The organism is Variovorax sp. V118 (genome assembly GCF_041154445.1).
In the GTDB taxonomy this organism is placed as follows: Bacteria; Pseudomonadota; Gammaproteobacteria; order Burkholderiales; family Burkholderiaceae_C; genus Variovorax; species Variovorax boronicumulans.
The window spans coordinates 5671529-5695712 of sequence record NZ_AP028663.1; the positions used below are offsets into that span (position 1 = coordinate 5671529).

General features: G+C 68.7%; 21 protein-coding genes. 7 read left to right on the forward strand and 14 right to left on the reverse strand.

The features are described from left to right. Positions 1-153 precede the first annotated feature (153 nt). The 11 genes from ACAM52_RS26295 to ssb all read right to left on the reverse strand — a co-directional run bounded on the left by ACAM52_RS26295 (position 154) and on the right by ssb (position 10045). Positions 154-534, reverse strand: a complete 381-nt coding sequence (locus ACAM52_RS26295) for a hypothetical protein (RefSeq protein ID WP_062480474.1) — start codon at positions 532-534, stop codon at positions 154-156. A 246-nt stretch (positions 535-780) separates the two neighbouring features. After that, positions 781-2265: a PLP-dependent aminotransferase family protein gene (locus ACAM52_RS26300; RefSeq protein WP_070063410.1), complete on the reverse strand. Its 1485-nt coding sequence runs from the start codon at positions 2263-2265 to the stop codon at positions 781-783. Positions 2266-2336: 71 nt separating this feature from the next. Then, a complete protein-coding gene (locus ACAM52_RS26305; RefSeq protein ID WP_206167823.1) occupies positions 2337-3137 on the reverse strand; it encodes an inositol monophosphatase family protein in 801 nt (266 codons plus the stop codon). Positions 3138-3150: 13 nt separating this feature from the next. Beyond that, positions 3151-3870, reverse strand: a complete 720-nt coding sequence (locus ACAM52_RS26310; protein WP_062480468.1) for an ABC transporter permease — start codon at positions 3868-3870, stop codon at positions 3151-3153. Positions 3871-3872: 2 nt separating this feature from the next. Beyond that, positions 3873-4565, reverse strand: coding sequence for an ABC transporter permease (locus ACAM52_RS26315; protein ID WP_062480466.1), 693 nt, complete (start codon positions 4563-4565; stop codon positions 3873-3875). Positions 4566-4609: 44 nt separating this feature from the next. Continuing rightward, positions 4610-5398 (reverse strand): transporter substrate-binding domain-containing protein, encoded by a 789-nt coding sequence (locus ACAM52_RS26320; RefSeq protein WP_369644996.1) that lies wholly within the window; start codon positions 5396-5398, stop codon positions 4610-4612. 33 nt (positions 5399-5431) lie between these two features. Next, complete coding sequence (locus tag ACAM52_RS26325; RefSeq protein ID WP_369647784.1) at positions 5432-6187, reverse strand: ABC transporter ATP-binding protein; 756 nt, start codon at positions 6185-6187, stop codon at positions 5432-5434. A gap of 66 nt (positions 6188-6253) precedes the next feature. Continuing rightward, a complete protein-coding gene (locus ACAM52_RS26330; protein ID WP_369644997.1) occupies positions 6254-7033 on the reverse strand; it encodes an SDR family oxidoreductase in 780 nt (259 codons plus the stop codon). A 14-nt stretch (positions 7034-7047) separates the two neighbouring features. Further along, positions 7048-7818, reverse strand: coding sequence for a 2-keto-4-pentenoate hydratase (locus ACAM52_RS26335; protein ID WP_369644998.1), 771 nt, complete (start codon positions 7816-7818; stop codon positions 7048-7050). A 7-nt stretch (positions 7819-7825) separates the two neighbouring features. Further along, the gene (locus tag ACAM52_RS26340) at positions 7826-9025 is read right to left on the reverse strand and encodes a pyridoxal phosphate-dependent aminotransferase (protein ID WP_369644999.1); all 1200 of its coding nucleotides are present in this window, start codon (positions 9023-9025) and stop codon (positions 7826-7828) included. A gap of 471 nt (positions 9026-9496) precedes the next feature. After that, positions 9497-10045 (reverse strand): single-stranded DNA-binding protein, encoded by a 549-nt coding sequence (gene ssb, locus ACAM52_RS26345; RefSeq protein WP_369645000.1) that lies wholly within the window; start codon positions 10043-10045, stop codon positions 9497-9499. Between the two features lie 238 nt (positions 10046-10283). On the opposite strand from ssb, the gene uvrA reads away from it, so the two are divergent. Together uvrA and ACAM52_RS26355 are read left to right on the forward strand one after the other, a co-directional pair. After that, positions 10284-13313 (forward strand): excinuclease ABC subunit UvrA, encoded by a 3030-nt coding sequence (gene uvrA / locus ACAM52_RS26350; protein ID WP_235926913.1) that lies wholly within the window; start codon positions 10284-10286, stop codon positions 13311-13313. 46 nt (positions 13314-13359) lie between these two features. After that, positions 13360-14268, forward strand: a complete 909-nt coding sequence (locus ACAM52_RS26355; RefSeq protein ID WP_369645001.1) for a DMT family transporter — start codon at positions 13360-13362, stop codon at positions 14266-14268. Between the two features lie 2 nt (positions 14269-14270). Here ACAM52_RS26355 and ACAM52_RS26360 read toward each other — a convergent pair whose 3' ends face one another. The 3 genes from ACAM52_RS26360 to ACAM52_RS26370 are packed head-to-tail and all read right to left on the reverse strand — an operon-like array spanning position 14271 to position 18293. After that, a complete protein-coding gene (locus tag ACAM52_RS26360; RefSeq protein ID WP_172438465.1) occupies positions 14271-15038 on the reverse strand; it encodes a GntR family transcriptional regulator in 768 nt (255 codons plus the stop codon). Between the two features lies 1 nt (position 15039). Further along, positions 15040-16809, reverse strand: a complete 1770-nt coding sequence (locus tag ACAM52_RS26365; RefSeq protein ID WP_369645002.1) for a glycerol-3-phosphate dehydrogenase/oxidase — start codon at positions 16807-16809, stop codon at positions 15040-15042. Further along, on the reverse strand, positions 16806-18293 hold the full coding sequence (locus ACAM52_RS26370) for an FGGY family carbohydrate kinase (protein ID WP_369645003.1): 1488 nt from the start codon (positions 18291-18293) through the stop codon (positions 16806-16808). Before ACAM52_RS26370 ends, ACAM52_RS26365 begins: the two co-directional genes overlap by 4 nt. A 180-nt stretch (positions 18294-18473) precedes the next feature. On the opposite strand from ACAM52_RS26370, the gene ACAM52_RS26375 reads away from it, so the two are divergent. The 5 genes from ACAM52_RS26375 to ACAM52_RS26395 are packed head-to-tail and all read left to right on the forward strand — an operon-like array spanning position 18474 to position 23983. Further along, positions 18474-19520 carry a substrate-binding domain-containing protein gene (locus ACAM52_RS26375; protein ID WP_056584185.1) on the forward strand — a complete coding sequence of 349 codons (1047 nt, stop codon included), beginning with the start codon at positions 18474-18476 and terminating at the stop codon, positions 19518-19520. Then, positions 19517-21052: a sugar ABC transporter ATP-binding protein gene (locus ACAM52_RS26380; RefSeq protein ID WP_369645004.1), complete on the forward strand. Its 1536-nt coding sequence runs from the start codon at positions 19517-19519 to the stop codon at positions 21050-21052. Before ACAM52_RS26375 ends, ACAM52_RS26380 begins: the two co-directional genes overlap by 4 nt. Next, on the forward strand, positions 21049-22089 hold the full coding sequence (locus ACAM52_RS26385; protein WP_070063424.1) for an ABC transporter permease: 1041 nt from the start codon (positions 21049-21051) through the stop codon (positions 22087-22089). The genes ACAM52_RS26380 and ACAM52_RS26385 overlap by 4 nt, the downstream gene beginning before the upstream one ends. A 14-nt stretch (positions 22090-22103) precedes the next feature. After that, a complete protein-coding gene (locus ACAM52_RS26390) occupies positions 22104-23084 on the forward strand; it encodes an aldo/keto reductase (protein ID WP_307589832.1) in 981 nt (326 codons plus the stop codon). 47 nt (positions 23085-23131) lie between these two features. Then, entirely contained in the window at positions 23132-23983 is an 852-nt protein-coding gene (locus ACAM52_RS26395; RefSeq protein WP_307589830.1) for a class I fructose-bisphosphate aldolase, read from the forward strand. Positions 23984-24184 lie beyond the last annotated feature (201 nt).

Here is a 24184-nt window from a genome sequence, read left to right on the forward strand (position 1 = left end):
ATGAGGGATGCGCAAGGCCAAGGCAATGTGACTTTCGGCCAAGAATTCACGGTCATGGCCCATGAAAAAAGCCGGCCCTGCGTTGGCAGGGCCGGCTTTCATGAAGACCTGGAACGCTCGCCGATCCCATCGGCGAAGCATTCGGGCTGTTGCTTACAGCGGCAGTGCGTCGCCGTGGGCGGCAGCGCGGGCTGCGGCACGAACCGCAGCGCGGTCGACGGTGCTGGCGACGATCGGGGCCACGCCCGACGAAGCGCCTTCGGCGTACGGGTCGGCGCTGTGTGCGGCGGCGACAGCGTCGGCACGCACGGCAGCGCGGCTGGCGGTCGAGACGATCACTTGCGCGGGGCCTGCATTGGCGCCGGTGGCGTAGGGGTTGGCGCTGTGCGCGGCCACGACGGCTTGCGCGGCGACGTCGGCGCGGCTGGCGGCCGAGGTCAGTTGATGCACGCCTTCATAGCTTTCGGCATGGGCGGCGCCGGCAACGGCCATCAGGGCAACAGCAACGGCGGAGAGGATCTTCGAGGCGGTCATTTGGATTTCTTCCTTCTTCAATTCAGTTCAAGTTCTTGCTTCGGATGTCGAACCGGTCTTGGGTGGGTCACCGCCCCTCTGTTCTTTTTCGGAGGGCGGCCACCTCGCTCGGGGCCCTGTTCACCCAGATCAGCTTTGAGGGCTGGTCCGTGAGATGAATTGTGCGCCTCGATCTAGGTAAAAACCCGTAGCAAAACGAACCGCGGTGTTCACGGATTCGAAACAATTGAAGGCCATGGGCGCGCCTCAGGCGTTCGCGACCGCACTGCCAAAGAGCGCCAACGCCGGGGCGATCCGCTCGGCGGGCGTGTTGCCGAACCCGAAGACGAAGCCGGTGCGGACCTGCTCGCTCAGGCAATAGGCGGAGATCGCGGGCACATCGATACGGTGCGCCAGCAGCGCCTGGGAAACCGCCGCATCGTCGATCGGCGTGCGCGAGATGGCCGACAGGTGCAGCCCCGAGCCGGTGGTCGACAGCTCGAAATCGCGCCCCACCAGCGTCCTGAAGCAGTGCTCCATGAGCTGCGCGCGTTCGCGATAGCGCACGCCCATGCGCCGGATGTGAGCCGCCAGCTGCCCGCTCGCCATGAAGTCGGCCACCACGCCCTGGGTCGGCATGGACGCCTTGAACGAGAAGATCTGCGTGGCGCAGGCGAAAGCGTCCGCCAGGTCGGGCGGGACCACCAGGTAGGCCAGGTTGAGCGCGGGCGAGATGGAGCGGTTGAAGTTCCCGATGTAGATGACCCGCCCCCCGTGGTCCAGCGCCGCCAGCGGAGGCAGCGGCCTGCCCCGGAAATGGAAGGCGTTGTTGAAGTCGTACTCGATCACCCAGGCATTGCGCTCGTGCGCCCACTGCAAGAGCGAGAGGCGCCGCTCCAGCGGCATCGTGCTGCCGAAGGGGAACTGGTTGGTGGGCGACGCCACGATCAGCCGCGCGTCCGGCGCATGGCTGTCGAACCGGCTGCTGTCCAGGCCCTGCAGGTCGATGGGCACCGGCACCAGGTCCGCACCGAAGCCCATCAACGCGGCAAGCCGGGTGATGTAGCCCGGGTCTTCCACGATGATGCGATCGCCGTGGTCGGTCAGCACCTGGCCTGCCAGCACGAAGCCCTGCGTCGTGCCGTCGACCACGAGCACCTGGTCCGGCAGGCAGGAAATGCCGTGTGCCTCGCCCACATAGTCCGCGATCTGCTGGCGCAGTTCGGGCAGCCCCATCGGCGAGCCGTAGCCCAGCTCCGCGGCCGGCGCCGAGCGCCAGTACTGCGACGAGACCTTGGCGAACTGCTCGAACGGCAGCTGGTCGAGCGCGGGCACGGTCGGGCTGAGGTCGAACGTGGCATTGCGCTCGGGCGGCAGCGCCAGTTCGGACATCGCCTGCGCGCGCCGCGAGATGTGCCGGGGCGCCGGCGCGGCGACGGGGGCGTTCGACGGCGCCCCGGCCGGCGCGCTGCGCTCCTCGGGCAGCACAGCGGCAATGTAGGTGCCCGCCCCGACGCGGCCGCTGACATAGCCCTCGGCCAGCAGCCGTTCGTAGACCAGGACCACGGTGTTGCGGGACACGCCGAGTTCCGCGGCCAGCTGGCGGGTGGGCGGCAGCCGCGAGTTCTTGGAGATCCGGCCCTGCACGATGGCCTGGCGGATCTGCTCGAACACCTGGACGTGCAGCGGATCGGACCCGCTGCGGTCCAGCGAGAGCGAACTCCAGGTCGGGTAGTTGAAGTGCCGCGGCATACGAGATCTCCATGCCGCCCGTGCCGGACAGGGCTGCGGCGGCCTTCGAATATACGGCCCGGTCGCCCGCGCTAGGCGCCCGCAAGCATGCGCAGGACCTCCTCGTGGCGGCGGGGGTTGCCCGACGCGACCAGCCGGTTGCCGGAGTAGATCGTGAGCGGGCGCCCCTCCCAATCGGTGATGACGCCGCCGGCGCCCTCGATCACCGGCACCAGCGCGCAGTAGTCGACCTCGCGGTGGCGGCCGCAGTCGATGCCGATGTCGATCGTTCCGTTGGCGATGCAGCCGTACGCATAGCAGCTCGATCCGTACACGCACCATTTGGCGGCGCTGCGCAGCGTCTCGAACGCCTCGCGCTCGCGCGGCCCGAAGGGCTCCGGGTTGCTGCACGACACCAGCGCGTCGGCCAGCGACGGGCACTCGCGGCTGCGGATGCGCTGGCCGTTGAAGGTGGACGGCTGGCCCTGCGCCCCGGCCCATCGGTCGTTGGTGATGGGGTGGTCGATCACGCCGATGATCGGCGTGCCGTGGCGCGCCAGCGAAATCAGCGTCCCGTAGATGGGAATGCCCGTGATGAAGGCCTTGGTGCCGTCGATCGGGTCGAGCACCCAGACGTACTCGGCATCGAGGTCCTGGCCCTCGAACTCCTCGCCGAGGATGCCGTGCGAGGGATAGCGGTGGCGGATCAGCGTGCGCAGCGTCTGCTCGACATGCTTGTCCACGACGGTGACGGGGCTGTCGTCCTCCTTGGACTCGAAGCCCCTGCGGCTGTACAGGTTCTCGCGCAGGATGGCGCCGCTGGCGTCGGCCAGCCCATGGGCGAAGGCGAGGAATTCGGCCATCGCCGACTCTGGAACGGAAGAAGTGGACACGCGGTCTCCTGGATCAAGTGGGCATGGGCCCGGTGCCGTGCTGCGCCGGCAAGTGGCGAAGATGGCGAGACATGCGGTGCTCCAGCCGCCGCACCAGGTGGTTGGCGGCGAACGCGAAGGCAAGGTAGATCAACCCGGCCGCAATGAAGATCTCGTAGGGTGCGAAGGTGCGCGCCACCAGGGTGTTGGCTACGCCCGTCAGCTCCGAGAGCGTGATGGCGCTGGCCAGCGAGGTGCGCTTGATCGTCTTGATCACCTCGTTGCCGTAGGCCGGCAGCGCCAGCAGCATCGCCCGTGGAAGGATGACGTGGCGGTACAGCGCACCGAAAGAAAGCCCGAAGGCCTGCCCGGCCTCGACCTCCCCGTGCGGCACCGCCTGGATCGCCCCGCGGAAGATGTGCACGGCGTAGGCCGTCGTGTTCAGCACGAAGGTGATGACGGCGCACCAGTAGGGCTTGCGCAGGTAGGGCCAGGCCCAGCTGTCGCGCACCGCATCGATCTGGGCAATGCCGTAGTACACGATGAAGATCTGCACCAGCAGCGGCGTGCCCCGGAAGACCTGCGAGAACACCTCGACGGGCCAGCGCAGCCACCAGGCCTTCTGGACGCGCACGATGGCCAGCGGCACCGCCAGCAGCGTCGCGAGCACCATCGTGATCGCGAAGAGTTCCAGCGTGAGCAGCGCGCCCTGCCAGAGCACCGGAAGGCTCTCGACAATGAGTTCGACATCCATGGTCAGGCCGTCCTTTCGCCACGGGCGCCGCGACGCTCGAGCTGATGCAGCACGAGCGAACTCAGCACGGTCAGCGTGAGGTAGATGGCGCCGGCACTGAGGTAGAAGAACAGGGCGCGGCGCGTGTCGCTGGTGGCCAGTTCGGAGGCCTTCATCAGCTCGCTCAGCCCCACGATGGAGATCAGCGACGTGTCCTTGAGCGTCGAGATCCAGATGTTGCCCAGGCCCGGCAGCGCCAGCCGCAGCATCTGCGGGCACTGGATCACGAAGAAGATCTGCAGGGTGCCCATGCCCACGGCCATGCCGGCCTCCACCTGCCCGCGGGGAATGGCCGTGAGCGCGCCGCGGAACACCTCCGAGGCGTAGCCGCCGAAGATCAGGGCCAGTGCAAAGACGCCCGCCGGATACGGCGGGATTTCGACCATGCCCGCGTCGGGCCTGACCAGCGCGAGCAGCCGGCTCAGGACCACCGTGCTGCCGAAGTACACCATCAGGATCAGCAGCAGTTGCGGGATGCCCCGTATCGCCGTGATGTAGGCCTCGGCCAGCCAGCGCACCGCCTTGAAGCGGGACAGGCAGGCCGCCGCGCCCAACAACCCCAGCGCGATGCCGAACACCGACGACACCAGCGCCACCTCCACGGTCGTCCAGGCACCTTGCGCGATGGTCGGCCCCCAGCCGTTGAACATGTCCATGGTGTCGTCAGCCCTCGATGAGCGGATTCGGCGGCACGACGGCGTCAGTGCCAGACCGCGGGCAGCACGCTGAAGCTCCAGTACTTCTGGTTGATCGCCTTGAAGGTCCCGTCGGCAAACATGCCCTTGAGCGCCGCGTTGATCTCGTCGCGCAGCGCCGTGCTCCCCTTGGGCAAGCCGACGGCCACGCCTTCGCCCAGGTACTTGGGCGCCTCGATCTCGGGGCTGACGAACTCGTAGTTGCGCCCTTCCGGCTTCTCCAGGAAGTCGGTGCGAACCTTCATGGGACTCACGAGCATGAGGTCGATGCGGCCGGCCACGAGGTCCAGCAGCATGTTCTCGGCCGAGTCGTAGCGCGTGATCTCGACGCCGGCGAACTCGCCCGCAAGGTAGCTGTCGTTCGTGGTGGCCCGCTGCACGCCCACCACCTTGCCCTTGAGCGCGCCCGCGTTGGGCGTGTTGTCGGGCTTCATCGGGAGCAGCCCCCCGTTCTTGCGGCCCACGAAGCGCGCCGTCGAGGCCCGGTAGGGAACGGAGAAGTCGATGCTCTTCTTGCGCGCCTCGGTGATCGACAGGCTCGACGTGACGATGTCGATCTTCCTGGAAAGCAGCGCGGGAATCAGGCCGTCGAACCCCAGGCAGACGAACTGCACGTTGGCGTTCATCCGCCGCCCGATCTCGCGGGCGATGTCGATCTCGAAGCCCTTCAGCTCGCCCGACGCATCGCGGTAGTTGAAGGGCGGATAGGTGCACTGCACCCCGGCCTTGATCTCGCGCCCCATGGCGGCGACGGAGCACGCGGCCAGCAGGCCTGCGAACAACCATTTCTTCATTTCGTCTCCAGTTCTTGGTTCGTGATGTCGTGGCTACAGAACGCTGTCGAGGAACTTGCGGCAACGCTCGCTGCGCGGATTGCCGAACACGTCGGCAGGCGCCCCGCGTTCCTCGATCTTTCCCTTGTGCAGGAAGGCGACCTCGGTCGAGACCTCGCGTGCGAACGCCATCTCGTGGGTGACCATCACCATGGTGCGCCCCTCCTCGGCGAGCAGGCGGATCACCTTCAGCACCTCGCCCACGAGCTCGGGGTCGAGGGCGGACGTGGGCTCGTCGAACAGCAGCAGCTTGGGCTCCATGGCCAGCGCGCGGGCGATGGCGCAGCGCTGCTGCTGGCCGCCCGAGATGTGGGCCGGATAGTGCCGCAGCCGGTCGCCGAGCCCGACCTTCGCCAGCAGTGCTTCGGCCCGTTCCGTCGCTTCGCGGCGCGACAGCCCCAGCACCTTCATGGGCGGCATGGCCACGTTCTCCAGCACGGTCATGTGGCTCCACAGGTTGAAGTTCTGGAACACCATGCCGATGCCCGCGCGCAGCCGGTTCACCTGGCTCTTGCTGGCGGGGCTCGACTGCCCTGCCGGCGAACGGCGCATGCGGATCTCCTCGCCATCGATGGCGACGGTGCCTGCGTCGGGCACTTCGAGCAGGTTGAGGCAGCGCAGGAAGGTGCTCTTGCCCGAGCCGCTGGCACCGATCAGCGTGACCACGTCGTGCTCGTGGGCGCACAGGTCGATGCCGCGCAGCACGTCCAGCGCGCCGAAGCGTTTCTCGATGCCGGTGGCAGACACGATCTGCCTGCCCTGTTGTCGTTGGGGGTCGCTCAAGTGAGTTCCTTTTGAACGGTGCTGGCGCTTCGCCTAGAAGGTCCCGGGATAGGCCCCGCCGTCGAGCAGCAGATTCTGTGCGTTGATGTAGCCGGCATGGGTGCTGCACAGGAAGGCGCAGGCGCGGCCGAACTCCATCGGATCGCCGAAGCGTGCGGCCGGGCTGCGGCCCTGCCATTCGGCCTGCTCGGCCTCGAACGAGCGCCCCGACCCGGCCGCGGCAGCCTCCACCGTGGCGCGCAGGCGGTCGGTGGCGAACGAACCGGGCAGCAGGTTGTTGATGGTGACGTTGCGATGCGCCGTGCGCCGCGCCAGGCCGGCCACGAAGCCGGTGAGCCCGCTGCGCGCGCCGTTGGACAGGCCCAGGATGTCGATGGGCGCCTTCACCGAGGACGAGGTGATGTTGACGATGCGGCCGAAGCCGCGATCCATCATGCCGTCCACCGTCGCCTTGATCAGCTCGATGGGTGTCAGCATGTTGGCGTTGAGCGCCACCATCCAGTCGTCGCACGTCCATTGGCGGAAGTCGCCCGGCTTGGGGCCCGCGGCATTGGTCACCAGGATGTCCGGCGCGGGGCAGGCCTCGAGGACGAGCGCCCGCCCCTGCACCGTGGTGACATCGGCGACCACCGTGCGCACGTGCACGCCGGTGGCCTCGCGAATTTCGTCGGCGGTGGCCTCGAGCGCCTGCGCGCCGCGCGCCACGATGGTGAGCGATGCGCCGTCCTCCGCCAGTGCGAACGCGCATGCCCGACCCAGCCCCTTGCTCGCGGCGCACACCAGCGCCGTCTTGCCCTTGATTCCCAGATCCATGGAGACCTCTTGCTTCAGATGAAGTTCGCGGCGACCGTGCCGAAGCGGTCGAACGAGGATTGCACCCGCATGCCCTGCGAGGCGCGGTACTGCCGCGTGAAGGAGCCGGACATCACCTGCATCCCCGCCTCGAGGGCCAGCCCGAATTCGGCCAGCTTGTTCGCCAGCCACAGCACCGAGAGCAGCCCGCCGCCCTGCATGACCGCCGAGCCGGAGGCCGTCTCGCTGACGGCGCCGTCGACCTGCACCGTCACGTTGGCGCCGGCCAGGTCGCGGTTGTCGGCCGTCAGCGGCACGGCCGCCCCCGTCACATAGGCCTTCTGCTGCGCGTTGTCCGCCATGGCCAGCGCCAGGTTGCCGGCAAACGGACCGCGGACCTCCACGATCTCCAGGGCCGGCGCCGCGTGCGTCACGGCGGCAGCGACCTCCTCCAGGCTCACGCCGGGTCCGCGCAGCGTCTTGCCGATGGTCAGGCACAGCTCGTTCTCGAAGCCGGGCGCGATCAGATCGGAGAAGCGATAGGCCTGGCCGCTCGCATGCCGGCCGCTTTCCAGCAGATAGCCGAAGCAGGGTTCGTGCACCTGCTGCTGCACGCGCATGGCCTCGGCGGTGAGGCCGACCTTCCAGCCCGTCTGCCGCTCGCCCCTGGCCAGGCGCCTTTGCAACAAGGCCAACTGCACTTCATAGCCCTGCTGCAGGGAAAACTTCCCGGCCCATTCCGACGGCATGTGGCGTCCGTCCTCCATGGCTTGCCAAAGGGCGCCCGCAATGTCTTGGGTGTTCATCGCATCCTCATCGTGTGGTTGGGTGGTGTTCCAGGTAGGCGGCCAGGCGGCGAACGCCGTCGTCCAGGCGCGGCGTGCCGCTCGCGTAGCACCAGCGCAGGTAGCCTTCGCCCTCGGGGCCGAAGGCCACGCCGGGCGCCAGCCCCAGCCCGGCCTCGGCCACGAGCTGCTTGCAGAACGCGAGGCTGTCCGTCACGCCGTCGACACGGAAGAAGGTGTACATCGCGCCGCGCGCGGGCGCGGCGAGCTCGACCCCCGGCACGCTCCCCAGGCGCGCCGCCAGATGGTCCCTGCCCTGGCGCAGCCGCTCGACCGTCCGGGCAATGGCATCTTCCCCGCGCGCCAGGGCGACCACCCCCGCCGCCTGCACGAAGGGCGGCGCGCAGGTGCTGCTGTACTCGATCAGCTTGCCGATGTCGCCCAGCATCGCCGGCGGCACGACGATCCAGCCCAGGCGCCATCCGGTCATGCGCCAGGCCTTGGAAAAGGAATTGCAGCTGATGACCCGGTCCTCGGGCGTCGCGATGTCCAGGAAGGACGGCGCGCACGGCGCATCGAAGCTGATGCGCTGGTAGACATCGTCGCTGACGATCCAGATGCCCAGGCGCCGGCAGTGCGCGAGGATGGCTTGCTGCGACTCGCGCGAGAGCGTCCAGCCCGTCGGGTTGTTGGGCGCGTTCAGCAGCAGCGCGCGGGTGCCCGGCCGAAGCGCTTCCAGAAGGCGCTGCTCGTCGAGCACCCAACCGGCCGCGGTGAACTGCAATGCCACGGTCTCGACGTGCGCGCCCAGCACCTTGGGCATCTCGACCAGGTTGGGCCACAGCGGCGTCACGGCCACGACGCGGTCGCCGGGGTTCAGCAGCGCCTGCAGGGCCAGCATCAGCGCATGCGTGCCCGAACTCGTCACCGCCACCCGTTCGACGCCGATCGGGCCATGCCAGCGCGACAGGTACCGGGCGATCTCCTCGCGCAACGCGGGCTCGCCCAGCGTCTGGACGTAGAAGGTGCGCCTATTCTCGAGGGCGGCGATCGCAGCGCCGCAGATCTCGTCCGGCGTCTCCTCGTCGGGCTCGCCGAACCAGAAAGGCAGGATGTCCTTGCGGTCCATGCCCGCATTGGCGACCTCGCGGATCTTCGAGGACCGCAGGGCCTGGACTTCGGCGCGTGCGACGGTCGATGGCGGGCAGTGGGAGGCGGCGCTCTGCATGTCGTGCTTGTCTCGGTGTTCTATGGCCTGCATGCTCCGACGCCGCACGGTGCGGGACAAGGACCAATTCCGTGCGCCGAAGCGGACCAATCGCGGCGATCCGCGCTGCCCCTTGTGGCCCCCGACGTCCGCAGACAGCGTGGCCGTGCGACGCCCTGCTTCTTCGCGACGGCCGAGCATCTCTGGCGATGCGCTGCTGAACGGCGCTATTCAGCAGAACGGCCGGAGCCAATGGGTTGATTGCCGCCGGGAATTGCCCCTCTGAACACAGTCATTGCCGTCGAAAAGGGGCTCCCGTCAAGCGCTTCCCCTGCGCTCAACGGCCAGACGAACAAAGAGGCTGCATTTCCTTGGCAAAACAGCACTTTCCCGGGCACGACCGCCCATGGAGAGAATTCGAAATAAAAAGGGCAAAAAAAAGGCCTGCCTTCGAAAAGGCAGGCCTTCATTGAAAAGCTCGAGGAGCCGGTTTCAGAACGGAATGTCGTCGTCCATGTCGTCGAAGCCCGACGACGACTTGGCCGGCGCCTGGCGCGGCGCCGGTGCCGGGGCACGCGGTGCGGCTGCGGGAGCACGCGGGGCGTAGCCGCCACCACCACCACCTTGCGAGTAACCACCGCCGCCGCCCCCGCCTTGCGAGTAGCCGCCGTCGTCGTCGCTCGGACCCGACGGGCCGCCCTGGCCCTGGCGGCTGCCCAGCATCTGCATCTGGTCGGCGCGGATTTCGGTGGTGTACTTTTCGATGCCGTCCTTGTCGGTCCACTTGCGCGTGCGCAGCGAACCTTCGACATACACCTGCGAGCCCTTGCGCAGGTACTGGCCGGCGATTTCGGCCAGGCGGCCGTTGAACACGATGCGGTGCCATTCAGTGGCTTCGCGCATCTCACCGCTTTGCTTGTCTTTCCAGCGATCGGTGGTGGCCACGGTGACGTTTGCGACCTGATCGCCGCTCGGGAATGTCCGCATTTCGGGGTCGCGCCCCAGGTTGCCGACGACGATGACTTTATTGACCGATGCCATATGCACTGCCCCTGATAAGTAGATGAAGGAGGAGGTTGAGAGGAACCCTCCATTCTGCCTGAGCCGAAATCGGCCCGGCGCCGGCCAGCCTGGGCGGGGGCGTCCGCCGCCGTCCATCCCCTGGTCATGACAGGCGGGGCCGGCGCCTCTATCATGTCCGGTTGCCCTCGGACGACCGCACCCCTTGAATTCACCCACCACTGAAGACACCCCGGAGCGTGACGCCTACCTTGGCGCCCTGCTCGCCCAGCAGCGCATCAGCATCCGCGGCGCGCGCACCCACAACCTGAAGAACGTCGATCTCGACATCCCGCGCAACAAGCTGGTGGTGATCACCGGCCTGTCGGGCTCGGGCAAGTCGAGCCTGGCGTTCGACACGCTGTATGCCGAAGGGCAGCGGCGCTACGTGGAAAGCCTCTCGGCCTATGCGCGGCAGTTCCTGCAGCTCATGGACAAGCCCGACGTCGACGTGATCGAGGGCCTGTCGCCCGCGATCAGCATCGAGCAGAAGGCCACCAGCCACAACCCGCGCTCGACCGTGGGCACGGTGACCGAGATCCACGACTACCTGCGCCTCTTGTACGCGCGCGCCGGCACGCCCTTCTGCCCCGACCACCACCTGCCGCTGCAGGCGCAGACGGTGTCGCAGATGGTCGACGCGGTGCTGGCCCTGCCCGACGAGCCCCGACTGATGATCCTGGCGCCCGTGGCACGCGAGAAAAAGGGCGAGTTCCTCGAGCTGTTCACCGAGATGCAGGCCGCCGGCTACGTGCGCTTTCGCGTCGACGGGCAGACCTACGAATACAACGACCTGCCCAAGCTCAAGAAGACCGAGAAGCACGACATCGACGTGGTCATCGACCGCCTGCGCGCGCGCCCCGACATGCAGCAGCGCCTGGCCGAGAGCTTCGAGGCCGCGCTGCGCCTGGCCGAGGGCCGCGCCATTGCGCTGGAGCTGGGCGCAAAGCCGGAAGGCAGCGCCGATGGCGCTGCGGGGGCGCCCGACAAGGAACACCTGTTCAACGCCAAGTTCGCCTGCCCGATCTGCCACTACTCGCTGTCGGAGCTCGAGCCGCGCCTGTTCTCGTTCAACTCGCCCGTGGGCGCCTGCCCGAGCTGCGACGGCCTGGGCCACCGCGAGGTGTTCGACCCGGTGCGCGTGGTGGCGTTTCCGTCGCTGTCGATCGCCAGCGGCGCCATCAAGGGCTGGGACCGCCGCAACGGCTACTACTTCAGCATGGTCGAGAGCGTCGCCAAGCACTACAAGTTCGACGTCGACGCGCCCTTCGAGTCGCTGCCGGCCTCGGTGCAGCAGACGCTGCTGCACGGCTCGGGCGGTGAAGAGATCAAGTTCAACTACACCATGGAGTCGGGCAACTTCGCGGGCAAGAAGCTCACGAAGAAGCACCCCTTCGAGGGGATCATTCCGAACATGACGCGGCGCTACCGCGAGACCGACTCGGTGATGGTGCGCGAAGACCTCGCGCGCTTTCGCAACCAGCAGCCCTGCCCCGACTGCGGCGGCTCGCGGCTGCGGCGCGAGGCGCGCAACGTGTTCCTGGTGGACGACGCCGGGCACGTGGGCGCGAACGGCGGCGAGCCGCCGCGCATGGCCATCTTCGAACTCAGCCACCTCACGCTGCGCGACGCCTACGCCTGGTTCAGCACGCTCAAGCTGCGCGGTGCCAAGGCCGACATCGCCGACAAGGTGGTGCGCGAGATCGGCCTGCGCCTGAAATTCCTGAACGACGTGGGCCTCAATTACCTGAGCCTGGACCGCAGCGCCGAGACGCTCTCGGGCGGCGAGGCGCAGCGCATTCGCCTGGCGTCGCAGATCGGCTCGGGCCTCACGGGCGTGATGTACGTGCTCGACGAGCCCAGCATCGGCCTGCACCAGCGCGACAACGACCGCCTCATCGGCACGCTCAAACACCTGCGCGACATCGGCAACAGCGTGATCGTGGTCGAGCACGACGAGGACATGATCCACGCCGCCGACCACGTCATCGACATGGGCCCCGGCGCCGGCGTGCACGGCGGGCGCGTGATGGCCCAGGGCACGTATGCCCAGGTGTCGGCCAACCCCGAATCGCTCACCGGCCAGTACCTCTCGGGAGTGAAGAAGATCGAGGTGCCCAAGCACCGCACCGCCTGGCTGCCGGCCGTGAAGAAGCCGGCCTTCAACGAAGGCAAGAAACCCTCGCGCTTTCCGCAGAGCCCCGCGGCCGAACGCCGCGCCGCGCGTGAGGCGGCCCATCTGGCTTCGCAGACCGACCTCCAGGAGATCCGCGTCGTCGGTGCCACCGGCAACAACCTGAAGAACGTGAGCGTGGCCTTCCCCGTGGGCCTCTTGACCTGCGTGACGGGCGTCTCGGGCTCGGGCAAGTCGACGCTGGTGAACGACACGCTCTACACCGCCGTGGCGCGCACGCTGTACCGCGCGCACGAAGAGCCGGCCGCGCACGAGTCGGTGGAAGGCATCGAGTACTTCGACAAGGTCATCAACGTCGACCAGTCGCCCATCGGCCGCACGCCGCGCAGCAACCCGGCCACCTACACGGGCCTGTTCACGCCCATCCGCGAGCTGATGGCCGAGACCAACACCGCGCGCGAGCGCGGCTACGGCCCGGGCCGCTTCAGCTTCAACGTGGCGGGCGGGCGCTGCGAGGCCTGCCAGGGCGACGGCGTGGTGAAGGTCGAGATGCACTTCCTGCCCGACGTGTACGTGCCCTGCGAGGTGTGCCACGGCCAGCGCTACAACCGCGAGACGCTCGAGGTCCAGTACAAGGGCCGGAACATCGCGCAGATCCTCGAGATGACGGTCGAGGTGGCGCACGAGTTCCTCAAGGCCGTGCCGACCATCGAGCGCAAGCTGCGCACGCTGCTCGACGTGGGCCTCTCGTACATCAAGCTCGGCCAGTCGGCCACCACGCTGTCGGGTGGCGAGGCGCAACGCGTGAAGCTCGCGCTCGAACTGAGCAAGCGCGACACGGGCCGCACGCTCTACATCCTCGACGAGCCGACCACCGGCCTGCACTTCGCCGACATCGAGCTGCTGCTCAAGGTGCTGCACCAGTTGCGCGACGCGGGCAACACCATCGTCGTCATCGAGCACAACCTGGACGTCATCAAGACCGCGGACTGGCTCATCGACATGGGCCCCGAAGGCGGCGCCGGCGGCGGCACGGTGGTGGGCGAAGGCACGCCGGAAGACATCGCGGCGAACGAGGCGAGCCACACGGGCCGCTACCTCAAGCGCCTGCTGTAGCCGCGCCGCCAGCACGAATGCGCGGGCCGCGCCACAATCGCGGCCCATGCCTTCCTTCACGCCGCGCCAGTTCGTTCTTCTTGTGCTCCTCACCCTCGCGTGGGGCTTCAACTGGCCGGTGATGAAGCTCGGCGTGGCCGACTACCCGCCGCTGGCTTTCCGCGCGATTTCGATCTGGCTGGGCGTGCCCGTGCTGGCGATCGCGCTGGTGGTGATGAAGGTGCCGTTCCGCGTGCCGCGCAGCGCGTGGCCCGAGCTGGTGTGGCTGGGCGCGACCAACATGTTCGTCTGGCACGCCTGCATCATCCTCGCGGTGAAAGCACTCTCGGGCGGGCGCGCCGCGATCCTGGGCTACACGATGCCGGTGTTCTCCGCCGTCATCGGCGCGCTGCTGTTCTCGGCCGTGCTCACGCGCCGCGCATGGACCGGCGTGGGTGCCTGCGCCATCGGCGTCGGGCTGCTGCTGTGGCACGAGCTCACCGACTTCGCGGGCCGCCCCGGCTACGTGGCGCTGGCGCTGGTGGCCGCCGCCACCTGGGCGCTGGGCACGCAGCTGCTGCGCCACACGCGCATCGGGCTGCCCACGCTCACGCTCTCGTTCTGGATGACGGCCATGACGGCCGTGGTGATGACGGTGCTTTCATTGCTGTTCGAGCGCGACCAGTGGCGTTCGCCGGGCGCCGTGACCTGGGGATCGATCGCCTACAACGCGGTGCTGATCTTCGGCTTCGCGCACGCGGCCTGGTTCTACCTGGCGCGCGGCCTGCCGCCGGTGGCCTCGACCTTGAGCGTGATGTTCATCCCCGTGCTCGGCGTGTTCAGCGGCGCCGTGTGGCTCGGCGAGGTCGTGCACTGGCAGGACTGGGTGGCGGTGGCGCTGATGATGGTCGCCATCGCCTCGGTGCTCTTGCCTTCACGCAGCAGCAGCAGCAGCAGCAGCAGCGCGAAGGCCTGAGCTCAGGTCGTCGTCTGCACGTGCAGGCGGCTGGTCTTGCAGCGGTGCAGCGCGCGGTAGTGTTCCAGCGGCCGGCCGTTGGCACCGTAGGCGATCGACTCGATGCGCAGCAGCGGCTCGGGCTGCGGCAGGTCGAGCAGGCGGCAGGTTTCCGCATCGGGCAGCACGGCATCGATCCAGCGTTCGGCGCGCACCAGCCGCACGCCGTACTGGCGGCGCAGCACGTCGTACAGCGAGCGGTCGTCCAGCCGCGTGCGGTGCAGGCCCGGCGCCAGGTCGGCCGGCACGGCCGTCTCGACCAAGAGGCGCAGTTCGCCGTCGACGCTGCGCAGGCGCTTGAGGCCGACCACCTGCGCGTCTTCGGTGAGGCCCAATGCGGCGGCTTCCTGCGCGGTGGCGGCGCGCAGTTCCTGCACGAGGATCTGCGTGCGCACCGATCGGCCCTTGCGTTCCATCTCGTCGGAAAATCCCAGCACGGTGGAGACGAAATCTTCGTCGCGCTCGCGCGCCGACACGAAGGCGCCGCGGCCCTTGATCTTGTAGATGAGGTTGTTGCGCACCAGGTCGGCCAGCGCCTCGCGCACCACGATGCGCGAGATGCCGAACTGCTCGCCCAGCTCGGCCTCGGACGGCAGCTTGGCGCCGATGGGCAGCACGCCCTGCAGGATCTGCAGCCGGATGGCGTCGCGGAACTGCGCCCACAGCGGCGATTCGGAGTTGCGGTCGAGCGAGGTCGTCGACACGGTGTCGGGGGCGGTGGAAAGGGTCACGTTAGGTCGGGCCGAGGACGGGGCTGGCCATCAATGATGCATCGAAAGCGGAAGGCGCCGGCTCATTGGCCGCCACCGGCTGCAGGCGCACGCCATGCCGCTCGCGCAGGGCGGCGGCGCAGGCGCTGAGTTCCTGGTGCGCGCGGGCTGCGTCCCAGCCGAGGGCTTCGGCGGCCACGGCGGCGATCTCGGCGAGCGCGTCGTCGGTGACCAGCCCGCGGATGGCCAGCAGCGTGCGGCGGATCACGAGGTCGTCCAGGTGCACGACGCCGGTCTCCATGCACAGGTACGAGAGTTCGGCCGCCGAGTACTCGGGCGCGTGGCGCAGCGGCGTGTCGCCCGAGGCCGCGAGGCGCTGCGCCAGCGGCAGCGCCTTGGAGCCGTAGCGGCGCAGCAGACCCAGCGCGCGCGCGCGGTCCAGGCCCGAGCCGGCCGTCATCTTGTCGATGAAGCGTTCGATGGCGGCCGCGTCGGCCGGCAGCTCGGCGCCGCCGCCGATGGGCAGCGACTCGGTCGAGGCGCTGCGCGAGCGACCCAGGTGGCGCAGCACGTGGTCGGTGGCTTCTTCGGCCAGCGCGCGGAAGGTGGTCCACTTGCCGCCCACGAGGCCGACGATGGGCACGTCGCGCGTGGCGCTCGGCGGGTCGACCACCACCGAGTGGTCGCGCGAGATCTGGCCCGGCTTGTCGGCGTCGGAGCGCGCGAGCGGGCGCACGCCGACGTAGGTGTAGATCACGTGCTGGCGGTCGAAGGCCATGTTCGGGAACACCTCGCGCAGCACGTCGATCAGGTAGTCGATCTCGGCCGGCTCGGTGACGATCTGGTCGGGGTCTTCCACCGGGATGTCGGTGGAGCCCACCAGCACGCGGTCGAGAAAGGGGTAGACGATGCACACGCGCCCGTCCACCGCCTCGAAGTAGGCCATGCGGCCTTCGAGCGCGTCGCGCAGCGCCGGGTGGTCGAGCACGAGGTGCGAGCCCTTGGTGCCCATCACGCGCGGGCCGGCGCCGCCGAGCACGGCCGCGCTGCGGTCGAGCCAGGCGCCGGTGGCGTTCACCACGGTGTCGGCCGTGACGCGCACCAGCGCGCCGGTGATCTCGTCGCGCAGCGTGAGGATGTTGCCCGCGCAGCCCGTCACGCGGCAGTAGTTGGCGGCGGCCGAGCGCGGCTGGTCGCGGCAGGCGTCGCCGATGAGCTCGAGGATCAGCCACTCGGGATGGCTGATCCAGGCGTCGAAGAAGGTGGCGGTCCAACGGATCGCGGCGCGGAACAGGCGGCGGTCGTTGGTGGGCACGCGGCTGATGCGGTGGCCCGGCATCACGCGCTGGCGGCGGCCCAGCAGGTCGTACAGGCGCAGGCCCGCGGCCACGGCCAGCAGGCCGCGCGTGCGCTGCGGTGGCGTGCGGCCGAAGAACTTGAGCGCGCTGCTCAGCAGCCCGCCGAAGAAGCTCGACAGCGGCACCACGGTCTTCAGCGGCTGCACCAGGTGCGGCGCGTTGCGCAGCAGCAGGTTGCGCTCGCGCGTGGCCTCGGCCACCAGCGAGAAGCTGCCGTTTTCGAGGTAGCGCAGGCCGCCGTGGATCATGCGCGAGGGCGCGCTGCTGGCGCCCGCGCCGAAGTCGCCCTTGTCGACGATGAGGCAATCGACGCGCTGCAGCGACAGGTCGCGGAACACACCCACGCCGTTGATGCCGGCGCCGACGATCACCGTCGAAAAGTGGCGGCCCTCAAGAGAGGCTGGGCGGACAAAGGGCAGTTGCCACGCGCTCATGACGCACCGCCCGAAAGATGGTTGAAGACAGGAGACATGCGATCGATCAGTTCGTTGAATTCGGCGTTGAAATCGGCATGGGCCCGCGCGTCGCGCGCGTCGGGTTCGATGAGTTCGCAGGGCGCGCGCAGCGGACTGGCGGGGCCCGCGTCGTCGAGGTCCTGCGACATCGCGGCATAGAGGGCGGCGCCGCGCGCGCCGGTTTCGTCGTCGGCACAGCGCTCGACCGGGTGGCCCAGCAGCGCCGCGAGCAGGCGCACCAGGCGCGCATCGCTGGCGCCGCCGCCCAGCACGCTGGAGGCCGACACCGGCAGGCCCTGCGACGCCAGGCGCGCGGTGTGGCGCGCATGCAGCGCGGCCACGGCATCGACCACGGCGCGCGCCATGTCGGCCGGCGTGTGGTGGCTCTTGAGCCCGACGAAGCCGGCCGTGATGCCGCCCCCACCATTGATGAAAGGCAGAAAGCGCAGCCCGTTCGCACCGAGCGGCACGCCCATGGCCAGGTCGACCACGGCGCGCGCATCGGGCAGCCCGAGCGCACCGGCCAGCCACGCGATGTTGGCCATCGACGAGGGGCTGTTCTCCATGTACAGGCGCTCGCGCGTGCGGCCGAAGTTGACGAGCGCGGCGACCTCGGGCTGCGGCTCGATCACCGGGCCGATGACGGCGTTGACGCACCACGTGCCCAGCACCGACACGGCACGGCCGCGGTCTTCGGCGCCGATGGCGGTCATCGAGGCGAGCAGGTCGATGGCGCCCATCGCCACCGGAATGCCGGCCGGCAGGCCGCACAGCGCCGCCTCGGCCGCGCGCAGCCGGCCCATGGTCTGGCCGCTGGGCACCAGCGGGCCGAAGGCGCGCGGCCCGAGACCGTCGATGCCCGCGACCTCGAAGGCGAGGTTCGACCAGTCGCCGCTGGCCAGCGAGAGCAGGCCGGCGGTGCTGGCATCGCTCGCGTCGGTGGCGATCTCGCCGGTCAGCAGGAAGCCGAGGTAGTCCTTGGCGAACAGCAGGCGGTGCAGTTCGCCGCGCTGCACGGCGTCGGCGCCGAGCAGCTCGGCCGCGATCACCGTGGGCTGCCCAGGCCAGGGGCGGCAGCCCACGTCGGCGAACAGCCGGTCGCCGTGGCGTGCCGAGAGGGCGAGTGCGCGCGCATCGGCGCGCTGGTCGGTGGAGGCGACGGCCCGGCCGCCGACGAGTTCGTTGTGTGCATCGAGGGCGTACAGGCCCGCGCCGTGGCCGGTGCAGCCGATGGCGCACACGTCCGCCGCGCGCGGGCCGAGCTGGCGCGCCACGTCGCCGAGCACGTGGGTCAGCCCCGCGCGGATCGCCGCCGCGCCCACCTCGCACCCGCCGCCGGGCAGCCGCGCATGCCGCAGGGGCAGGCGCGACACGGCCAGGCTGCGCCCGCTCCCCGCGTCCAGGGCCAGCGCCTTCAGGCTGCTCGAGCCCATGTCGATGCCGATCAGTATTTTGGTCTTCATGTCATAACAGCTTCGGCGGAAAAAAAGGCTGTCACCAGTAGCGTTTCCCCTAGTTATCGGGAGAAACGGCCCGCCATTACATTCTAGCCTGTCATAACAACTGTCGTGACACCACGGTCCACAGGTCCGCCACGCAACGGCGGGCCGAAAGCTCTGCCAGTCAACGTGAGGAGACAAAGAATGAGGCGTAATTTCCTGAAGTCCGCAGCCGCCGCCGGTATCGGCCTGGCCGGTGCGAGCGCGTTCGCGCAACAGCAAGCCGCAGCCCCCGCGGCGGGTGCCGGCCTGCGCGGCAATGCCAGCGACGTCTACGTGATGAACGTGATGGTCTCGGGCGTCGAGTACTGGTTCCCGGTCTACGAAATGATGAAGCAGCTCGGCCGCACGCTGGGCGTTCGCACCCGCTACACCGGCACGCCGGAGTACGACGTGAACAAGCAGCTCGCATCGTTCGAGCAGGAACTGGCGCGCAAGCCCGCCGGCATCCTGCTGCACCCGATGAATCCCGATCCGTTCATCGAACCCATCAACCGCGCCGCCGCGATGGGCATCCCGGTCGTGACCTTCGCGGCCGACTCGCCCAACTCCAAGCGCACCTCGTTCATCACCTCCGACAACGACCGCGAAGGCAACCAGGCCGCCGACGCCATCGCCGCATCGCTCAACGGCAAGGGCGAGTACGCCGTGCTCGAGAACCCGGGCCAGGACAACCACGACCGCCGCATCGCCGCGTTCGTGAACCGCATGAAGGCCAAGCACCCGGGCATGAAGCTGGTCGGCCGCGCCGCCAGCAACCAGGACCCGAACAAGGCCTACCAGGCCGTGCTGAGCCTGGCGCAGGCCAACCCGAACCTGGGCGCGCTGTTCATGCCCGAGGCCAACTCGGCGCTCGGCGCGGCGCAGGCCAAGGTCGAGACCAAGAAGAACATCAAGGTGATGTGCTGCGACGTCAACGCCAAGATCCTGGACATGATCAAGTCGGGCGACGTGTTCGGTGCCATCAACCCGAACCAGGGCATGCAGGGCTACATGGGCATGATGATGCTGTTCCTGGCCAAGAACCCCGGCCTCATCGACCCGATGAACGACGCCAAGCGCAACGGCACCAACCCGATGTCGGTGCCCTTCCTGGACAACGGCCTGGCCGTGGTCAGCAAGGCCAACGCCGACGACTTCTACTGGGACAAGTACCTTGCCCGCCGTGGCACCAAGGGAATCGGCGAGTGAGCACCCCTGCCGCATTGCTTGAACTGCGCGGCATCGCGAAGCGCTTCGGCGCTTCGCGCGCGCTCTCGGGCGTGGACTTCTCGCTGCAGGCCGGCGAGATCCACGCCCTGTGCGGCGAGAACGGCGCGGGGAAGTCGACGCTGATGAACATCATCGACGGCATCCACCAGCCCGACGAAGGCGAGATCGTGCTGTGCGGCCAGAAGGTCGTCATCGACGGCCCCGCCCACGCCATGCGCCTGGGCATCGGCCTGGTGCACCAGGAAATCGCCCTGTGCGCCGACGCCACCGTGGCCGAGAACATCTTCATGCCGGAAATCAACGCCGGCAAGCAGGCGTGGATGAACTTCTCCGCGCTGAACACGCGCGCCGCGACAGTGCTGGCGCGCCTGGGCCAGGACATCGACCCGGCCGCGCTGGTGCGCGACCTGAGCATTTCGAGCCAGCAGCTGGTGGAGATCGCCAAGGCGCTCACGCTCGACTGCAAGGTGCTCATCCTCGACGAGCCCACCGCCGCCCTCACCGACAACGAATCGGCCGCGCTCTTCCGGGTGCTGCACGACCTCAAGGCGCAGGGCATCGGCATCATCTACATCAGCCATCGCATGGCCGAGATCTTCACGCACTGCGACCGCGCCACCGTGCTGCGCGACGGGCGCAACGTGCACAGCGGCCCGCTCGAAGGCATGACGCCCGACGAGCTGGTGCGCCGCATGGTCGGGCGCGACCTGGGCAACTACTACCCGCCCAAGCAATCCGCCGCCGCCGCTGACACGAACGCCGGCCCCGTGCTCGAAGTCGACGGCATCGCCGACGACGAGCGCGTGCACGGCATCTCCTTCTCGCTGCAGCGCGGCGAGATCCTCGGCATCGCCGGGCTCATGGGCGCCGGGCGCAGCGAGTTGGCCGAGACCGTGTGCGGCCTGCGCCCCGCGCGGCGCGGCGCCGTGCGCCTGAACGGCAAGACGCTGTCGATCCGCAAGTACAGCGACGCGCTGCGCGAAGGCATTGCCTACCTCAGCGAAGACCGCAAGGCGGCCGGCGTGTTCCTCGACCTGCCGATCGCGCAGAACATCTCGTCGATGGCGCTGCGCCGCGTGAGCTCGGCCCTGGGCCTGCTGCAGCGCGCCAGCGAGCACCGGCTCGCGGTGCAGCTGGGCGCCAAGCTCAACCTGAAGTCGGACGGCGTGGCGATCGAGGTGTCGAGCCTCTCGGGCGGCAACCAGCAGAAGGTGGCCATCGCCAAGCTGCTGGCCACGCAACCGGCAGTGCTGCTGATGGACGAGCCCACGCGCGGCGTGGACGTGGGCGCGAAATCCGAGATCCACCACATCCTGCGCGACCTGGCCGACCAGGGCGTGGGCGTGGTGGTGATCTCTTCCGAACTGCCCGAGATCATCGGCCTGTGCGACCGCGCACTGGTGATCCGCGAAGGGCGATTGGCGGGCGAACTGGCCCATGACGAGATGACGGAGGAAGCCCTGCTGCGGCTGGCCTCCGGACTTTGCGAACCCGAAGAGGCAATGGCATGAACTTTCCGACCAGAATCGACGCAGGCGCCGCGGCCACGGCCACGGCCGGCTCCCTGCAACCCCGCCGAACAGGAGACCCCGTGAAGCAGGCCAACAAGCTCACGAGCATGCGCGAGGCCGGGCTGGTGCTGATCATCGTGGCGCTGTGCGTCGCGATGAGCTTCGCATCGCCCTACTTCCTCACCTGGGACAACGTGCGCGCGATGCTGCTGTCCTTCTCCATCGAAGGCATCGTGGTGGTGGGCATGACCATCCTGCTCATCGTCGGCGGCATCGACCTGTCGGTGGGCTCGGTGGTGTGCTTCGCGATGGTGGTGACGGGCAAGCTCTTTCTCATGGGCATGGACCCGTGGCTTGCGAGCCTGGTGGCCATTGGCGCGAGCGGCCTCATCGGCGCCATGATCGGCGGCTGCGTCACGCGCATCGGGCTGAATCACTTCATCGCCTCGCTGGCCTTCATGGTGATCGTGCGCGGCCTGTGCCTGGCGCTCACGCAGGGCACGCCGCAGTCGCTGTTCTCGCTGCCGGCCGAGTTCAAGTTCATCGGCCAGGGCACGCTGTTCGGCGTGCCGGCCGTGATCCTGATCTTCCTGGCCATCGTGATCGTGAGCGACTTCGTGCTGCGCCGCTCCACCCTGCTGCGCCGCGTGTTCTACACCGGCAGCAACGAGAAGGCCGCGCTGTACGCCGGCATCCGCGTGGGCCGCGTGAAGTTCTGGGTCACGGTGCTGTGCTCCGCCTCGGCGGGCCTGGCCGGCGTGATCTACACGGCGCGCTTCGGCGCCGCCACGCCGACCTTCGGCATGGGCATGGAACTCAACGTGATTGCCGCGGCCGTGATCGGCGGCGCCAGCCTCAAGGGCGGCTCGGGCACCGTGCTCGGCGCCGTGCTCGGCCTGGCCCTGCTGTCGGTGGTGACCAGCTCGCTGATCCTGCTCGACGTGTCGCCTTACTGGCAGGACGTGATCAAGGGCCTGATCCTGCTCGCGGCCGTGACCATCGACCACATCCTGAACACGAGAAAGACCAAGCGATGAGCAGCGCAACACAGATGAAGACAACCACCCTGGGCCCCTCGGGCATCGAATGCTCGGCCATCGGCCTGGGCACCTGGGCCATGGGCGGATGGATGTGGGGCGGCGGCGACAACGCAGCCGCCGTGATCGCCATCCAGGCCTCGCTCGATGCGGGCGTGAACCTGATCGACACCGCACCGGCCTATGGCCTGGGCCGCTCCGAGAGCATCGTCGGCACCGCGCTCAAGGGCCGCCGCCACGAGGCCGTGATCGCCACCAAGTGCGGCCTGGTGTGGCACACGCAGCAGGGCACGCACTTCTTCGAGGAAGACGGGCATCCGGTGTACCGCTACCTCGGGCGCGATTCGATCTTCCATGAATGCGAAGAAAGCCTGAAGCGCCTGCAGACCGACTACATCGACCTGTACATCACGCACTGGCAGGACCACACGACGCCCGTGGCCGAGACCATGGACGCGCTGCTGGCGCTCAAGAAGCAGGGGAAGATCCGCGCCATCGGCGTGAGCAACGCGACGCCCGAGATTCTTTCGGAGTACCTGAAGCACGGCCCGGTCGATGCAGCGCAGGAGCTCTACAGCCTCATCGACCGCGGCATCGAGACCACGCTGGCGCCGCTGTGCGCCGAGCACAACGTGGCGGTGCTGGGCTACTCGTCGCTGGCGCTGGGCCTGCTGGCCGGGCCCATCGACCCCGCGCGCGAGTTCAAGGGCGACGACCAGCGCGCCACCAACCCGCGTTTCAGCGAAGCCAACCGCGCGAAGCTGAAGGCCTTCTTCGACACGCTGGAGCCGCTGCGCACGCACCTGGGCTGCTCCTTCGGCCAGATGATGATCGCCTGGACCGTGGCCCGCGGCACCGTCTCGGTGGCGCTGTGCGGTGCGCGCGTGCGCCAGCAGGCGATCGAGAACGCCGGCGCCGGTGCGGTCGTGCTCGACGGCGAAGCCCTGCAGCTGATCGACGCCGCGGCCAAGCGCCACCTGGACGCGCTCGCCTGAGCGCGCGCCATTCCTTCCTTTTTTCCTCAACACGGAGTTCTTCCTTCATGTCGAAAGACAAGACCGCGCGGCTCAACCGCCTGCTGCACAACGGCCGCTGCCTGGACATCGCCCTGGACCACGGCGTGTGCAACGAACCCACCTTCCTGGACGGCCTGGAGGACATGCCCGGCGTGATCGACAAGCTCGTGGCTGCGAAGCCCGATGCGATCCAGCTGAACTACGGGCAGTCCGACCTGCTGCAGGACCGGCCCGGGCGCGATCGCCCCGCGCTGGTGATGCGCCTGGACATGGGCAACCCCTACAACGCCATGCACCACCGCGTGATGTGGGCCGTGCTGCAGAACCAGGACGACCCGGTGCTGCCCGCCGTGCAGCGGGACGCGGCCTGCGTGGTCGTCAACCTGTTCATGCTGCCCGACGAGCCCGACCTGTTCCGCCAGTGCGTGCAGAACATCGCCCGCGTGCGCGCCGACTGCGACCGCTACGGCATGCCACTGATGATCGAGCCGCTCGTGATGCAGGCGCCCACCGCCACCAGCCGCTACATGGTGGACGGCGACGCCGAGAAGATCGTCACGCTCACGCGCCTGGCGCGCGAGATGGGCGCCGACATCGTCAAGGCCGACCCGACCACCGACGCCACCGACTTCCACCGCGTGGTGCAGGCCGCGCGCTGCCCCGTGCTCGTGCGCGGCGGCGGGCGCGAAGACCTGCAGCAGGTGTTCGCGCGTTCGCGCGTGCTCCTGGACCAGGGCGCGGTCGGCATGGTGTACGGCCGCAACGTCTACCAGCACGCCAACCCCTCGGCGGTGGTGAGCGCACTGATGGCCATGATCCACGACGGTGCCAGCGCCGAAGCGGCCTGGGCCATCTACGAATCGGGCGGCGTGAAGTAACAGCGCCCAGGCGCCGGTGCCTTCCACGCGGAAGGCGCCGGCGCCAACCAGCGGGAGAGCAAGACAGAAGAAGAAGTGGACGGCGGACAACGCATGCGTTGCCCGCCGGGGGCGCGCCTGCGCGTGCGCTTTCCCTGCAAGCGACCGAGTGACTCGAGAGAACCAAGGACAAGAGGGTTCCCTGCGAACTTCAAACAACCT

Excerpts from the sequence above, each read along its gene's own strand:
- ACAM52_RS26295 (WP_062480474.1), bottom strand. The coding sequence starts at position 534 with ATGACCGCCTCGAAGATCCTCTCCGCCGTTGCTGTTGCCCTGATGGCC.
- ACAM52_RS26300 (WP_070063410.1), bottom strand. The coding sequence starts at position 2,265 with ATGCCGCGGCACTTCAACTACCCGACCTGGAGTTCGCTCTCGCTGGAC.
- ACAM52_RS26310 (WP_062480468.1), bottom strand. The coding sequence starts at position 3,870 with ATGGATGTCGAACTCATTGTCGAGAGCCTTCCGGTGCTCTGGCAGGGC.
- ACAM52_RS26315 (WP_062480466.1), bottom strand. The coding sequence starts at position 4,565 with ATGGACATGTTCAACGGCTGGGGGCCGACCATCGCGCAAGGTGCCTGG.
- ACAM52_RS26320 (WP_369644996.1), bottom strand. The coding sequence starts at position 5,398 with ATGAAGAAATGGTTGTTCGCAGGCCTGCTGGCCGCGTGCTCCGTCGCC.
- ACAM52_RS26330 (WP_369644997.1), bottom strand. The coding sequence starts at position 7,033 with ATGGATCTGGGAATCAAGGGCAAGACGGCGCTGGTGTGCGCCGCGAGC.
- ACAM52_RS26335 (WP_369644998.1), bottom strand. The coding sequence starts at position 7,818 with ATGAACACCCAAGACATTGCGGGCGCCCTTTGGCAAGCCATGGAGGAC.
- ACAM52_RS26340 (WP_369644999.1), bottom strand. The coding sequence starts at position 9,025 with ATGCAGAGCGCCGCCTCCCACTGCCCGCCATCGACCGTCGCACGCGCC.
- ssb (WP_369645000.1), bottom strand. The coding sequence starts at position 10,045 with ATGGCATCGGTCAATAAAGTCATCGTCGTCGGCAACCTGGGGCGCGAC.
- ACAM52_RS26355 (WP_369645001.1), top strand. The coding sequence starts at position 13,360 with ATGCCTTCCTTCACGCCGCGCCAGTTCGTTCTTCTTGTGCTCCTCACC.
- ACAM52_RS26365 (WP_369645002.1), bottom strand. The coding sequence starts at position 16,809 with ATGAGCGCGTGGCAACTGCCCTTTGTCCGCCCAGCCTCTCTTGAGGGC.
- ACAM52_RS26370 (WP_369645003.1), bottom strand. The coding sequence starts at position 18,293 with ATGAAGACCAAAATACTGATCGGCATCGACATGGGCTCGAGCAGCCTG.
- ACAM52_RS26375 (WP_056584185.1), top strand. The coding sequence starts at position 18,474 with ATGAGGCGTAATTTCCTGAAGTCCGCAGCCGCCGCCGGTATCGGCCTG.
- ACAM52_RS26385 (WP_070063424.1), top strand. The coding sequence starts at position 21,049 with ATGAACTTTCCGACCAGAATCGACGCAGGCGCCGCGGCCACGGCCACG.
- ACAM52_RS26390 (WP_307589832.1), top strand. The coding sequence starts at position 22,104 with ATGAAGACAACCACCCTGGGCCCCTCGGGCATCGAATGCTCGGCCATC.
- ACAM52_RS26395 (WP_307589830.1), top strand. The coding sequence starts at position 23,132 with ATGTCGAAAGACAAGACCGCGCGGCTCAACCGCCTGCTGCACAACGGC.